This is a genomic window from Rhodococcus sp. NPDC077669, from assembly GCF_040686915.1.
Classification (GTDB): Bacteria; Actinomycetota; Actinomycetes; order Mycobacteriales; family Mycobacteriaceae; genus Rhodococcoides; species Rhodococcoides fascians.
Window position 1 is genome coordinate 24,560 of the sequence record NZ_JBFBMD010000016.1, and the last position, 13,923, is coordinate 38,482.

16 protein-coding genes are annotated in these 13,923 nt (G+C 65.0%); 7 read left to right on the forward strand and 9 right to left on the reverse strand.

Translation table 11 applies throughout. The features are described 5' to 3' along the window. Nucleotides 1-13 precede the first annotated feature (13 nt). The 5 genes from AB0P23_RS17705 (at nucleotide 14) to AB0P23_RS17725 (ending at nucleotide 5,068) form a co-directional block, all read left to right on the forward strand. Nucleotides 14-544, forward strand: coding sequence for a DUF1003 domain-containing protein (locus tag AB0P23_RS17705; protein ID WP_045840756.1), 531 nt, complete (start codon nucleotides 14-16; stop codon nucleotides 542-544). A 125-nt stretch (nucleotides 545-669) separates the two neighbouring features. Then, nucleotides 670-1,542: a murein transglycosylase gene (locus tag AB0P23_RS17710; protein ID WP_032365384.1), complete on the forward strand. Its 873-nt coding sequence runs from the start codon at nucleotides 670-672 to the stop codon at nucleotides 1,540-1,542. Between the two features lie 70 nt (nucleotides 1,543-1,612). After that, nucleotides 1,613-2,749: an Mrp/NBP35 family ATP-binding protein gene (locus AB0P23_RS17715; RefSeq protein ID WP_032365383.1), complete on the forward strand. Its 1,137-nt coding sequence runs from the start codon at nucleotides 1,613-1,615 to the stop codon at nucleotides 2,747-2,749. Nucleotides 2,750-2,840: 91 nt separating this feature from the next. Continuing rightward, nucleotides 2,841-4,298, forward strand: coding sequence for an amino acid ABC transporter substrate-binding protein/permease (locus tag AB0P23_RS17720; RefSeq protein ID WP_363798606.1), 1,458 nt, complete (start codon nucleotides 2,841-2,843; stop codon nucleotides 4,296-4,298). Further along, entirely contained in the window at nucleotides 4,295-5,068 is a 774-nt protein-coding gene (locus AB0P23_RS17725; RefSeq protein WP_045840754.1) for an amino acid ABC transporter ATP-binding protein, read from the forward strand. The genes AB0P23_RS17720 and AB0P23_RS17725 overlap by 4 nt, the downstream gene beginning before the upstream one ends. Nucleotides 5,069-5,228: 160 nt before the next feature. On the opposite strand, the gene tatB is transcribed toward AB0P23_RS17725, so the two are convergent. The 4 genes from tatB to sigE all read right to left on the reverse strand — a co-directional run bounded on the left by tatB (nucleotide 5,229) and on the right by sigE (nucleotide 8,253). After that, the gene (tatB, locus tag AB0P23_RS17730) at nucleotides 5,229-5,693 is read right to left on the reverse strand and encodes a Sec-independent protein translocase protein TatB (RefSeq protein ID WP_032390319.1); all 465 of its coding nucleotides are present in this window, start codon (nucleotides 5,691-5,693) and stop codon (nucleotides 5,229-5,231) included. Nucleotides 5,694-5,711: 18 nt separating this feature from the next. Beyond that, complete coding sequence (locus AB0P23_RS17735; protein ID WP_363798609.1) at nucleotides 5,712-7,217, reverse strand: trypsin-like peptidase domain-containing protein; 1,506 nt, start codon at nucleotides 7,215-7,217, stop codon at nucleotides 5,712-5,714. Nucleotides 7,218-7,301: 84 nt separating this feature from the next. Continuing rightward, a complete protein-coding gene (locus AB0P23_RS17740) occupies nucleotides 7,302-7,628 on the reverse strand; it encodes a hypothetical protein (protein WP_032365497.1) in 327 nt (108 codons plus the stop codon). A 16-nt stretch (nucleotides 7,629-7,644) separates the two neighbouring features. Further along, nucleotides 7,645-8,253, reverse strand: a complete 609-nt coding sequence (sigE, locus tag AB0P23_RS17745; RefSeq protein WP_174557314.1) for an RNA polymerase sigma factor SigE — start codon at nucleotides 8,251-8,253, stop codon at nucleotides 7,645-7,647. Between the two features lie 257 nt (nucleotides 8,254-8,510). On the opposite strand from sigE, the gene AB0P23_RS17750 reads away from it, so the two are divergent. Continuing rightward, nucleotides 8,511-9,122, forward strand: coding sequence for an O-methyltransferase (locus AB0P23_RS17750; RefSeq protein WP_032365496.1), 612 nt, complete (start codon nucleotides 8,511-8,513; stop codon nucleotides 9,120-9,122). Between the two features lie 57 nt (nucleotides 9,123-9,179). Here the strand turns inward: AB0P23_RS17750 and glgC are convergent, their stop codons facing one another. Beyond that, the gene (gene glgC, locus AB0P23_RS17755) at nucleotides 9,180-10,394 is read right to left on the reverse strand and encodes a glucose-1-phosphate adenylyltransferase (protein WP_027498053.1); all 1,215 of its coding nucleotides are present in this window, start codon (nucleotides 10,392-10,394) and stop codon (nucleotides 9,180-9,182) included. A gap of 76 nt (nucleotides 10,395-10,470) precedes the next feature. On the opposite strand from glgC, the gene glgA reads away from it, so the two are divergent. Next, nucleotides 10,471-11,634 (forward strand): glycogen synthase, encoded by a 1,164-nt coding sequence (gene glgA, locus AB0P23_RS17760; protein ID WP_027498054.1) that lies wholly within the window; start codon nucleotides 10,471-10,473, stop codon nucleotides 11,632-11,634. Here the strand turns inward: glgA and AB0P23_RS17765 are convergent. From AB0P23_RS17765 to AB0P23_RS17780, 4 genes are all read right to left on the reverse strand, one after another. Beyond that, nucleotides 11,604-12,482, reverse strand: a complete 879-nt coding sequence (locus tag AB0P23_RS17765) for a putative RNA methyltransferase (RefSeq protein WP_032400860.1) — start codon at nucleotides 12,480-12,482, stop codon at nucleotides 11,604-11,606. The two genes, glgA and AB0P23_RS17765, sit on opposite strands and share 31 nt — an antisense overlap. Nucleotides 12,483-12,624: 142 nt before the next feature. Then, nucleotides 12,625-12,792, reverse strand: a complete 168-nt coding sequence (locus AB0P23_RS17770) for a DUF3117 domain-containing protein (RefSeq protein WP_008714277.1) — start codon at nucleotides 12,790-12,792, stop codon at nucleotides 12,625-12,627. Nucleotides 12,793-12,888: 96 nt separating this feature from the next. Beyond that, a complete protein-coding gene (locus AB0P23_RS17775) occupies nucleotides 12,889-13,467 on the reverse strand; it encodes a DNA-3-methyladenine glycosylase I (protein ID WP_205913228.1) in 579 nt (192 codons plus the stop codon). Between the two features lie 26 nt (nucleotides 13,468-13,493). Next, nucleotides 13,494-13,907: a DivIVA domain-containing protein gene (locus AB0P23_RS17780; RefSeq protein ID WP_052055088.1), complete on the reverse strand. Its 414-nt coding sequence runs from the start codon at nucleotides 13,905-13,907 to the stop codon at nucleotides 13,494-13,496. Between the last annotated feature and the right edge of the window lie 16 nt (nucleotides 13,908-13,923).

The window sequence follows — 13,923 nt, forward strand, 5'->3', positions numbered from 1 at the left end:
AGCACGCCAAAGAATGGACACGCCGCGCGGTTCGCGGCTGTTCAACGTCAACTTCGACTTCGATCTCGGCAAGTCGGGTGAGAAAGCCGCCAGGTTCTTGGGCACCGGACGCTATCTGGCGATTCAGACCGGCATCGTCATCGTCTGGATCTTCCTCAACGTCGTGGCCGTCAATCTGCAGTGGGACCCGTATCCCTTCATCCTTCTCAACCTCGCCTTCTCGACGCAGGCCGCGTACGCCGCGCCGTTGATCCTGCTCGCCCAGAATCGGCAGGACGATCGCGACCGCGTCTCTCTCGAAGAGGATCGGTCGCGGGCTCAGCAGACCAAGGCCGACACCGAGTTCCTCGCGCGGGAGCTCGCAGCTCTGCGTATCGCCGTCGGTGAAGTCGCCACCCGTGACTATCTGCGCCGCGAACTCGACGACATCAGGGCGTTGCTGGAACAAGCGACGGGTCAACCCGCCAACGCACCGAAGAAGGCGCGCAAGAAAGCGGCCGCACGCCTGGCCGACGACGCGTCGGGCGAGACCGACCCGCAATAAACCGCGCACCCCTCCGCGCCTGGTAACGGCCCGATAACGGAACAGTCTCGAATCAGGTACCCTCGATCCCGGTCATCAGGTCGGGCCCCGGAGATCATCCGGGGAAATCAGGAGGTACAGCGCGCGTGGGTCGTCACAGAAAAGCATCGAATTCCAAGGTTCGACGGAACTCGGTGATTGCTCTGGCAGGCCTCGTCCCCGCAGGACTCGTCACGGCCGCGACCAGCGCCGGAGCCACCGAATACATCCCGTTCGTCACCGCCAAGACGGCCCCGGCCGCACAGGAATCGAACTCCGTGGTCGAGACCCCGCAGGCGATCGCCCAGGACCAGCAGGCGCAGCCGGTGGCTCAGGCCGAGCTGCCGACACCCGCCCCGGTCCCCGCGCCCGCCCCGGCTCCCGAGATCCCGCCCACACCCGAGCTGCCCACCAACCTTGCGGTCAGCCCGATCGCGATCCCGGTCGTCAACGTCTCCGCCTACAAGAACGCCGAACGCATCCTGGCCCAGCAGCAGCCCGGCTGCGGCATCAGCTGGACCGTCATCGCCGGCATCGGCCGCGTCGAATCCACCCACGCCAACAACGGCAAGGTCGACGACTCGGGCGAACTGCACGAGCCCATTCTCGGACCGGTTCTCAACGGCACCCTCGCCGGCAATCAGGTGATTCGCGACACCGACGGCGGCGCGCTCGACGGCGACACCCAGTACGACCGCGCAGTCGGCCCGATGCAGTTCCTGCCCTCTACGTGGAACCTCTACCACGCCGACGGCAACGGCGACGGAGTCTCCGACCCACAGAACCTGTACGACGCGGCCCTGGCCACCGGCATGTACCTGTGCGACGACGGCACCAACGCCCGCGACCTGGCCTCGACCACCCGGGCAATCCTGCGCTACAACAATTCGATGGCCTACGTGGCGAACGTGCTCGCATGGTCGGCCGGTTACGCCACCGGCATCGTGCCCTCCTCGGACCAGCTGCCGCGGATTCACTGAATTCAACGCAGCACTAGATCGAGCTGCCCTGCTGTTCATCGGGACTCGGTGCACCGCATAGCATGAAGCAATGGCTGTACTGACCGAATCCGACGTTCGGACCGCGCTGACGAAGGTCATCGACCCCGAGATCCGTAAACCCATCACCGACCTCGGCATGGTCAAGAGCATCGACATCGCCCCCGACGGAGCCGTCGGCGTCGGCATCTACTTGACGACCTCCGGTTGCCCGATGAAGACCGAGATCAGCGATCGCGTGAAGAACGCCGTCGCCGACGTCGCCGGAGTCGGCACCGTGACGGTCGAACTCGACGTGATGAACGACGAGCAACGCACCGCACTGCGCAAGTCCCTGCGCGGCGATTCCGCCGAGCCGGTCATTCCCTTTGCGCAACCCGGATCGCTGACGCGCGTGTACGCGGTGGCGTCGGGCAAGGGCGGCGTGGGCAAGTCCAGCGTGACGGTCAACCTTGCCGCGTCCCTTTCCGCCCGCGGCCTGTCGGTGGGTGTGCTCGACGCCGACATCTACGGCCATTCCGTTCCCCGCATGCTCGGCAACGACGCGCGACCCACGCAGGTGGAGAAGATGATCATGCCGCCGCAGGCGCACGGCGTGAAGTTCATCTCGATCGCTCAGTTCACCGAGGGCAACACCCCGGTCGTCTGGCGCGGACCCATGCTGCACCGGGCCTTGCAGCAATTCCTCGCCGACGTGTTCTGGGGCGACCTGGACGTGCTGCTCCTCGACCTTCCGCCCGGCACCGGCGACGTGGCAATCTCTGTTGCACAACTGATTCCGAACGCAGAGATCCTCGTGGTCACCACCCCGCAGCAAGCCGCTGCCGAGGTCGCCGAGCGCGCCGGAGCGATCGCACTGCAGACGCGTCAGCGCGTCGCGGGCGTCGTGGAGAACATGTCATGGCTCGAGCTGCCCGACGGTACCCGGATGGATATCTTCGGATCCGGTGGCGGACAGGACGTATCGGATCGCCTCACCAAGGCCGTGGGTGCCAAGGTGCCTCTGCTGGGCCAGATTCCGCTCGACACCGCCGTCCGTGAAGGCGGCGACGCCGGCACTCCGATCGTGTTGGGCCACCCGGATTCGCCTGCGGCACAAGCGCTCGAGGCCGTCGCCGGAAAACTTGCGGTGCGCGAGCGCGGACTGGTGGGAATGTCGCTGGGAATCGACACCACTCGGAAACTGTAAGCAGGCGCTTATACCCGACAAACGACGCGGGGAACAGGGTTGGAGCCTTATGATTTGCCTTCAATCCTACTGTCGATAGAGAGTGGCCTTCATGAAGAAGCCGCATCGGGTCAGGCCGGTCGTCGTTCCGGTACTGATCGCACTGCTGATGACCCTGCTGGGATCCGTACTCGGTCCCGCGCTGGCGTCGGCACAACCTGCCCCGCCTGCCCAGAATTATTCGATCGCGACAGACACCACGTTCGCGCCCTTCGAATTCCAGGACGAGACAGGCAAACTCGTCGGAATCGACATGGACCTGCTCGCGGCCATCGCCGTCGACCAGGGCTTCGACTACACCGTCGAGCAGGTCGGATTCGACACCGCACTCCAGGGCGTCACGAGCGGCCAGTTCAACGGAATGATCGCCGGCATGTCGATCACCGACGAGCGCAAGGCCACCTTCGACTTCTCCGATCCGTACTTCGATTCCGGTGTCCAGATGGCAATTCTGGATTCGAACGACGAGATCAAGGGCTACGAAGACCTGCGCGGTAAGTCCGTCGCGGTCAAGAACGGCACCGAGGGTGCAACGTTCGCGACGTCGATCGCCGATCAGTACGGCTTCACCATCCGCAGCTTCGACGACTCCGCGACCATGTTCGAGGAAGTGCGTACCGGAAACTCCGCAGCGGCCTTCGAGGACTACCCGGTGCTCGCCTACGGCATCACCCAGGGCAACGGCTTCAAAACGGTCACCGAGAAAGAAGCCGGTGCCAGTTACGGATTCGCCGTCGCCAAGGGCACCAACGCCCAGTTGCTCGACCAGTTCAACACCGGCCTCGAAAACCTGCGCGCCAACGGCCAGTACGACGAAATTCTCGACACCTACCTCAACGCCGACGCGTCCACCGCCGACACCTCGATCCCCGGCCTGATCGCCAGCAGCTGGCAGTTGCTGCTCAAGGGTCTGTGGCTCACGATCGTGCTGACCGTCATCTCCATCGCCATCGCGTTGGTACTCGGCGGCATCTTCGGCCTGTTTCGCGTCTCGACCAACATCGTGCTCCGCGGCATCGGAACCACCTACGTCGACATCTTCCGTGGCACACCGCTTCTGGTGCAGGCATTCTTCATCTACTTCGGCGTACCCGCGGCACTGAACTTCCAGATGTCCGCGTTCACCGCAGGCAACATCACACTCTCGCTCAACGCCGGTGCGTACATGGCCGAGATCGTCCGCGGCGGCATCCTCGCCGTCGACAAGGGCCAGATGGAGGCGTCGCGCAGCCTCGGCATCAGCTACCTCAAGTCGATGCGAAAAGTGGTGATGCCCCAGGCAATTCGCACGATGATCCCGTCGTACATCAATCAGTTCGTCATCACGCTCAAGGACACCTCGCTGCTCTCGGTCATCGGCCTCGCCGAGCTGACGCAGACCGGTCGTCTGATCATCGCTCGCAACTTCGAGTCGTTCAACATGTGGCTCATCGTCGGCGTCCTGTACTTCATCATCATCATGGCTCTCACCAAGCTGTCGAACCGGCTCGAGAAGAGGATCAACAAATGAGCACCGAACTGACCAAGGACCTGCCGGTCGACAAAGGTCCGGGAACGAAGATCTCGATCAAGGCCCTGCAGAAGGCGTTCGGCGACAACACGGTTCTCAAGGGCATCGACGCCGAGATCGCCAACGGTGAAGTGGTCTGCGTGATCGGGCCGTCCGGCTCCGGCAAGAGCACGTTCCTACGCTGCCTGAACAAGCTGGAAGACATCACCGCCGGATCGGTCGTCGTCGACGGAACCGACCTGACGGCGAAGAACGTGGACCTGGACAAGGTGCGCCAGAACATCGGCATGGTGTTCCAACACTTCAACCTCTTCCCACACATGACAGCCCTCGAAAACGTCATGCTCGCACCCGTCGAGACCAAGAAGATGTCGAAGTCGCAGGCCAAGGACGCTGCCCTGCAGCTGCTCGAACAGGTAGGACTGTCCGAGCGGGCCGATTACAAGCCGGCCAACCTCTCCGGTGGACAGAAGCAGCGCGTCGCCATCGCGCGAGCACTGGCCATGAACCCGTCGATCATGCTGTTCGACGAAGCCACCAGCGCCCTGGACCCCGAAATGGTCGGCGAAGTTCTGCAGGTACTGCGCGACCTCGCCAAGGGCGGCATGACGATGGTGGTCGTCACCCACGAAATGGGCTTCGCGCGTGAAGTCGCGGATCGAGTGATCTTCATGGCCGAGGGCGTCATCGTCGAAGAGGGAACACCCGACGAGCTGTTCGGGAACCCCCAGAACCCACGCACCCAGGACTTCCTGAACAAGGTGCTCTAGCCACTGGCCCGCCCGCTCCCGCCGCCCGCCCCGCCGCGGATCAATGCGCCTTTGTTGCACTCAGAGCGACTGAATCCCACATTCATCCGACGGGGGGCGCAGCGGTCGGGCGGGCGCAGCCTGCAGACTGGGTGGTTCGTCGGGCCGGTTGGGGCTATGCCTACGTGGCGTCCGCGTCGATGGGCGGGGTATCGCCCGCCGCGAGTTTCGGTTCGTTCTTGCTCATCGACACGGCACCCCCGGACGCACCGCCCGAGGACACGCCGTTCTGCGGCGTCGGTCCGCCCATGTTCTTGGGCTTGGTGTCGAAGGGCTTGCCTTTGAAGGTGTCGTCCAGCGGGTTCTTGAAGACCGAGTCGTCGCCGTCGAGCAGGTGTTTGGTGATCACGGCTCGGGGTGTCATACCGCGGAGTTGGTTGAGGTCGGCGAGGGGCTTACGCAGGTCCTCGAAGTCGGTGCCGAGCTCGTCCTTGAGTTGTTGGCTCGCGCCGTTGGCGTAGTCCTTGACCTGGCGGAGGGATTTGGACACCCAGCTGATGGCACCGGGGAGACGATCCGGGCCGAGGATGACCAGAGCTGCTACGAGGAGAATGACGAGCTCTCCCCAACCGATGTTGCCGAACACGGGTGCCAGCCTACGTCGTCAGTCGGAAACCGGCGTGACGGACAGGTCCACCAGCCGTCCGGAGCGGACGAGTTGCACCGGCACCGCCTGGCCGATCGTGGTTTCCTGCACCGCGACGACGAGCTCGTCCGCGTCCCCCACCGAGCGGTCGCCGACCTTGGTGATGACGTCCCCTTCGACGATTCCGGCTTGCTGGGCCGGCCCACCGGCCCGGACGTTGGCGACTTCTGCGCCGGCCGAGGTTTCGTTGATCACCGAACGCGCGTTGATCCCGAAATCCGGGTGCCGCATGACGCCGTCCCGAATCAGGGCCTGCGCCACCTCGGTGACCTCGTCGACGGGTATCGCGAAGCCCAGTCCCACCGATCCGCCGCTCTCGCTTCGGATGGCGGAGTTGATGCCGATGACGCGACCTTCGAAGTCGATGAGGGGGCCACCGGAGTTACCCGGGTTGATGGCTGCGTCGGTCTGAACCGCGTCGATGACGGCGTTGGTGTCGGTGCCCTCCCCCGACAGCGCGACGGGGCGGTCGAGAGCACTGACGATGCCCGAGGTGACCGTCTTGTTCAGACCGAGCGGTGACCCGACGGCGATGACGTCCTGGCCGACGCGGACGTCGTCGGAGCGTCCGAGCTGAGCCTCGGTGAGGTTGCCGACGTCGGTCTTGAGTACGGCGAGGTCGGTCTTGGTGTCGCGGCCGACGATGCGTCCGGGCCCTTTGGTGCCGTCGGAGAAGGTGACTTCGAGGGTCGACTTGTCCTCGTCGGATGCGGCGAGCGAGATCACGTGGTTGTTCGTGACGATGTAGCCCTCGTCGGCGTCGATCACGACGCCCGAGCCGGTGCCTCCGGTCTCGCCGAGGGTCACCTGAATGGAGACGACCGACGGCAGGACCGCGTCGGCCACCTTGCTGATCTGGCCGCGTGGGACGTCGTCGCCACTGGACTGGGTCAGTGTCACTTTCTGGCTGGTCAGTGCGCCGGTCACTTCGGCGGTCAGGCGGCCGAACAGTCCTCCGACCAAGCCGATGACGAGGGCAAGGACACCGAGTACGACGAGCGCCCGCACGGATACCGATCGCCCGAACAAGACGTCGCGCACGCCGAGCTTGGTTCCAGGAGGGAGTACAGGAGGTGGTGGGGTGTCGAGGGCCGCGCCGCCCAGCGACACTCGGGACGCGGGATCACGCCACGGATCAGCCGGAACCTGGGGGCCGGCGTCGGACTCGTCGGCGGCGTCGGGGTCGCGCTGCAATGACTCGGTGGCGTCGTCGGGACGTCCGAAGGCCTCGGCCAAGACGGGGTCCGGCGGCCGGACCGACAGCCGGGAAGGCAGTTGTTCGTCGGGGCGACGTGGGGAGAACGAACCGCCGACGTCATCGGGACGTCCGAACACCGAGGCCGACACCGGATCGACGGTGGGTCGATGGACCGGACGCGGCGGCAACCGTGGACCCTCGTCTGCTGTGCCTGTGGTCTCGGTGCTGGTCGAATTCGATGTCACGCGTCCGGTTACCCCTCGCATACGTCGGTGTGAGAGTTCAGTATCACTCGAGCGGTCGGGGCAGCTCGATGCAGGTGAGGACTCGTCGGGCAGAAAACGCGGCGGTCAGCGTCGACGACGGCGCACGGCCTCGACGGACGCCATGAACGACCGCTTGGATCGAGCGGGCCCGTCTTCGCCTGCACAGGACGGAATCTGGCTCAGCAAACCGAGGAGCGAATGTGGCATCGACATCTCGCCTGCTCCGCGGAGCGCTCGACGCGCCTGCTGCTGCGCCTCGACCTCGGCCGAGCATTCCGGGCATTCGGAGAGGTGGTGAGCGGCGCGGAGGTGGGCGGGCATTCGTAGTTCACCATCGACGTAGGCTGCGACGGCTTCACTGGCCAGATGTTCGGTGGAGCTGAATTGCCGAGGCTTGCGTGCCTGCGTCATCCAACCCTCCTCGTAGCTAGTGGACACTTGCGTGACCCGAGTCGACCTTCCCGTGCACTCGAAGGTACTCCCGTAGCGCGTGACGGCCACGGTGAATGCGACTACGAACCGTTCCGAGCTTGACGCCCAGTGTCGCACCGATCTCTTCGTACGACAGTCCTTCGATGTCGCACAACACGATTGCGGCGCGAAACTCGGGTGCCAGCGAATCGAGCGCAGACTGCAGATCCGGGTCGAGGCGAGCGTCGTGGTAGATCTGCTCGGGGTTGGGCCGGTCCGACGGAACGCGGTCGTAGTCCTCGGGCAGTGCTTCCATGCGGATACGGCTGCGGCGACGAACCATGTCGAGGAACAGGTTGGTCGTGATGCGGTGCAGCCAGCCCTCGAACGTTCCCGGCTGGTAGTTCGACAGGGAGCGGAACACGCGGATGAAGGTGTCCTGAGTCAGGTCCTCGGCGTCCTGGGCATTGCCGGAGAGGCGGTACGCGAGTCGGTAGACGCGGTCGCCGTGTTCGCGAACGAGCTCGTCCCAGGACGGCATGGTGGAGTTCTCGCCGGTCGCATCGAACACTGCGGTGCCGCTGAGGTCGTCGGGGGTGGGCACGGACTCGGGTAGACGAGCGATGTCGCGATCGCCGTTGATCTTGTAAATAGTTGGATCCTCCTGCTCAGGACTGCGTACGTCCTTCTGATGCAACCGACGACTACCCTCGGATGTTCCAGCTCACACTTCGCAATCGAGACGGACCTGCGATTCCTCCATAGCCTGACCGACCCGCGTGTGGGTCCGGTATGAATCACCTGAGGCCCACCTGAGAATGTGTGCGTGAGATCGAGCCCCGGGCACGATAACCTCGGGACGTGCCGACCAACGCCGAGAAGATGCTCGCTTATGCCGAAGACTCCGCTCAGGAGGACGAGGTTCTGATCGCAGCCAGAGAGCGAGCCGTCGACCTCGGTGCCGCTCCGGTGCCGCCGTCCGTCGGTGCCATCCTGAGCATCTTCACTCAGATGCTCGGCGCGAAGACGGTCGTCGAAATCGGAACGGGCGCGGGAATCAGTGGCCTGTGGTTGCTCGACGGTATGCGTGCGGACGGTGTGCTGACCACCATCGACACCGAGCCCGAGCACCAGCGGGCAGCGCGAGAAGCATTCCGGGCAGGGGGAATTGCGCCGTCCCGCACTCGGCTGATCAACGGCTGGGCGTTGGACGTGCTCCCCCGATTGGCCGACGACACCTACGATCTGGTCTTCATCGACGCCAGCCCTGCGGACCATCCGCACTTCGTCGCCGAGAGCGTGCGGCTGCTACGCCCCGGCGGAGTTCTGGTGCTGCACAACGCATTGCTGGGTGGCCGGGTTGCCGACCCGACTCAGCGCGACGCGACTGCGGTGGCCGTTCGATCGGCCGCGCGAGCCATCGCCGAGGACGAGCGCCTGACGACGGTGCTGCTCCCTCTGGGCGACGGGTTGATCTGCGCGTCGCGCGCATGACCATGTGAGTGGAAATCCGTAGCACGCTACGAACTTCCACTCACATGCCGCCGGCACTCAGATCCAGACGCCCTTACCGACGGAGACGACTCCCCCGGCACTGACGTTGAAGCGTTCCCGGTCGCGTTCGAGATCGACTCCGACGATTTCGCCGTCACCGACGACCACGTTCTTGTCCAGGATCGCGTGCCGAACGACGGCACCCTTGCCGATCCGGACTCCGGGCATCAGGACGCTGCCTTCGACGGTCGCGCCGCTGTCGATCATGACGTTCGAGCTCAGTACCGAGTTACGGACGGTGGCGGCGCTGAGAATGCAGCCGGCACCGACGACGGATTCCTGAGCGAGGCCGCCTTGCACGAACTTGGCGGGCGGCAGGTTCTCGGCCGATCCGCGGATGGGCCAGCGGCGGTTGTAGAGATTGAAGATGGGATGCACCGACACGAGGTCCATGTGGGCGTCGTAGAAGGCGTCGATGGTGCCGACGTCTCGCCAGTAGCCGCGATCGCGTTCGGTGGCACCGGGAACGACGTTGTCGTTGAAGTCGTAGACCGAGGCCACGCCTGCTTCGACGAGCGCCGGGATGATGTCGCCGCCCATGTCGTGGTCGGAGTCGGAGTTCTCGGAGTCCGCCTTGATGGCATCGACGAGCACCTTGGTGGTGAACACGTAGTTGCCCATCGACGCATACGTGACGTCCGGGTCGTCGGGGGTACCGGGCGGCTGCGCCGGCTTCTCCAGGAACTGGGTGATCTTGCCGTTCTCGTCCGAGTCGATGCAGCCGAACGCGAATGCCTCGCTACGCGGAACCCGGATACCCGCGACGGTGACACCCGCGCCGGAGTCGATGTGCTGCTGCACCATCTGCTCCGGATCCATTCGGTACACGTGGTCTGCACCGAAGACGACGATGTACTCCGGGTCCTCGTCGTACACCAGGTTCAGCGACTGGAAGATGGCGTCGGCGCTGCCGGTGTACCACCGGGGGCCGAGACGCTGCTGTGCCGGGACCGGAGTGATGTACTCCCCGGCGAAACCGGACAGTCGCCACGTCTGCGAGATGTGGCGGTCCAGGGAATGGGACTTGTACTGAGTCAGCACGCAGAGCCGGAGGTAACCGGCATTCACGAGATTGCTCAGCACGAAGTCGATGAGTCGGTAGGCGCCCCCGAAGGGAACGGCTGGCTTGGCTCGGTCCGCGGTCATCGGGTAAAGGCGCTTACCCTCTCCGCCGGCAAGCACAATCCCTAGTACGTGCGGTTGTGTCCTCACCCACCCAACCTATCCGCACCGAGAGAACCTTGCTACCAGTACACGCACAACTGCCGGGGAATGTAGGTTCGTTCACGTGCGAGTAGCGATGATGACCAAGGAATACCCGCCGGAGATCTACGGTGGCGCAGGAGTTCATGTCACGGAGTTGACTGCGCAGCTGAAGTCGCTGTGCGAGGTGGACATCCACTGCATGGGAGCTCCGCGCGACACCGCACAGGTGCACGATCCCGATCCTGCACTCGCCGGAGCCAACGCAGCACTGACGACGTTGTCAGCGGAGCTGCGGATGGCCAACGCGGCCGCCGGAGCGGACGTGGTGCATTCGCACACCTGGTACACCGGGCTCGCCGGCCACCTCGCGGCCGAACTGTACGGCGTACCGCACATTCTCACCGCGCACTCGCTCGAGCCCCGGCGGCCGTGGAAGGCCGAGCAGCTGGGCGGCGGTTACCGGATCTCGTCGTGGTCGGAAAAGAACGCGGTGGAATACGCCGACGCCGTCATCGCCGTCAGCGAGGGCATGGCCAAGGACGTGCTCGACGCTTATCCGCGCCTCGACCCGAGTCGAGTCCACGTGGTGCGCAACGGGATCGACACCGAGCGGTGGTACGCAGATCACGGCACGTCGACTCTCGACGAGATCGGGGTGGATCCCAGCAAGCCGATCGTCGCGTTCGTCGGCCGCATCACTCGGCAGAAGGGCGTGGGTCACCTCATCGCCGCGGCGCACCATTTCGATCCGTCGATTCAGCTCGTCCTGTGCGCGGGCGCGCCCGACACTCCGGAGATCGCCGCAGAAACCGAACGCGCAGTGGCGTTATTGGCCGAGCAACGCAGCGGGGTCTTCTGGGTCAAGGACATGCTCCCCACCGACAAGATTCGCCAGATCCTTTCCGCCGCAGCAGTATTTGTCTGCCCATCGGTGTACGAGCCACTCGGCATCGTCAACCTCGAGGCGATGGCCTGCGAGACCGCGGTCGTGGCGTCGGACGTCGGCGGCATCCCCGAGGTCGTCGACGACGGCCGCACGGGACGGCTGGTGCACTACAACTCGTACGAGCCCGACGTCTTCGAGCGAACCCTCGCCGACACCGTCAACGAGGTCGCTCTCGACCCCGCACTGGCGACGGCGATGGGCAAGGCCGGCCGCGAGCGGGCCGTTGCCGAATTCTCGTGGGCGTCGATCGCGAAACAGACCCTCGCCGTCTACAACGACGCGCTGGCGCGTCGGGGCTGAGAGATCTTTCGGTAGGTCGACACCGTCACCGACGCGGTGACCGGGACGGTGTCGGGCAAATCCTTCAACGCCGCGGACCGCGCGTGGGGGTCACCGTGCCGAATCGACGGCCCCATACCGATGAGTTCCTCGATGTCGTTGTGCGAGAGCATCATCGAGTACTCGAGCGGGGTCTCGGCCACCGACTCGAAGAGACCCGACAACGACTCACCGAGCCGACGGGTCTTGTCCTCTTCGACGCCGATCAGCCCCAGCGGCCCGCGCAGTTCTCGCTGATGCCGCGACGTCGGCGTGACGACCACCAACGTGCCGTCGTCGCCGAGAACTCGATGCAGTTCACCGGCGTTGCGCGGCGAGAACACACACGTCACCGCAGACACGGCACCCGCCCGAATCGGTAGCCCGCTCCAGATGTCCGCGACGACGCACCCGAGCCGCGGATGCGACCGCGCGGCTCGGCGCGCCGCGAACTTGGACACGTCCACCCCGACCCCCAGCGCGGCCGGACGCGCGTCCAGGACACCTGCGAGGTAATACCCGGTGCCGACCCCGACATCGAGGACCACGTCCGACTCGGGCGGAACAGCCGCCGACACCGCCGCCGCGATGGGCTCGAAATGACCGCCACCGAGAAACTTCTCACGGGCTGTGACCATCTCGGCCGAATCACCGGCGAACTTGCCGCCGTCGCCTGTCAACAGGCTGACGTACCCCTGCCGAGCCACGTCGAACGAATGACCACGATCGCACCACAGACTTCGATCGGTCTCACCGAGACCCAGGCCCGACTCGACCTCACGGACGCGGCACTGTGGGCAGACCAGCAGATCGACGACGTCGGTCAGCATCGAGCACCTCTTTCACATCGAGACAGATTCTCCGGCACTCCCCCGGAAACGACCTGCCGATCACAACACCGCTGATGACAACACAAAGCCCCGCTGGCCGGTGCGGCGAGCGGGGCTGAGCGATGATCGATCGACGTGGCGATCAGCCGGTGACGCCCTTCAATTCGTCACCGAGTGCCGCGGCCTCGTCGGGGGTCAATTCGACGACCAAACGGCCGCCCCCCTCGAGCGGGACACGCATGACGATTCCTCGTCCCTCTTTGGTTGCTTCGAGGGGACCGTCCCCGGTCCGGGGCTTCATCGCCGCCATCCTCTGCTCCCTCCAGATCTGCGCCCACCTGCTCGGCGCCTCGGCCTAAAAGATAAATTCGTCGCGGGGCGACGGAGTGTCCTGTGCCATTCTTCCCTATCGCCGTCGATGGGGGGAACCTGAGTCGGTATTCGTGACCTGCACCCAACACCTCGACAGGTGATCGTCGACCATTCCGGTGGCCTGCATCAATGCGTAGGCGGTAGTCGGACCGACGAACCGTAGCCCGCGGCGTTTGAGCTCTTTGGCCAACGCCGTCGATTCGGGTGTCGACGCGGGCACGTCGGTGAACTCCGTGAGCCGCTGTGACCTGGGCTCCGGCGCGAAAGACCACAGCAGAGTGTCGAGATCGGTGTCGTCGAGGTCGACGATCGCGCGAGCGTTGCTCACCGCCGCCTCGATCTTGAGCCGATTCCGCACGATCGACGCGTCGCTCATCAATCGCTCCACATCGGCGTCGTCGAAGCGGGCCACTGCGTCGGGATCGAATCCGGCGAAAGCAGTGCGGAAGCTTTCCCGCTTGCGCAGGATCGTGATCCACGCCAGGCCCGACTGAAACGCTTCCAGACACAGGCGCTCGTAGAGCTCATTGCGGCCGTGCAGCGGCTGCCCCCACTCCGTGTCGTGATAGGTGCGATACAGCTCGTCGTCGGTGGCACCCCACGGGCAGCGCAGCTTGCCGTCCGGCCCCGCGACTGCGCTCACCGTTCGTCCGACTCGACCGTGCCTGTGACGCCCGAACTATCCGTGAGGCCGGCACTGTCGGTGAGGCCAGAACTATCCGTGAAGCCCGCACTGCCGGGCTGCCCCGACAGCGGGGATCGAGAACCTGACTCCTGCGCCGCGGACAGCCGTGACCGCAGCATGTCTATCTCGCCGCCCAGGCGCTCGAGAGCCCAGTCGACTTCGCTGGGCTTGTAACCCCGCAACGTCTGCTGGAACTTCAACGCGCGCACATCGGCACCAGTGACTCCTTCGGCCGGCAGCACTGTTGCGGTGGTTCCCTCGGGCAACGGCCCCAGCTCTTCACCGCGACCGAACACCGCTGCGGCGATGAAGAACAACGCCGCAGCGACGACTGCAATGACGATGATGTAGATCAACAGCGTCAACATGCCACGATCTTGTCAC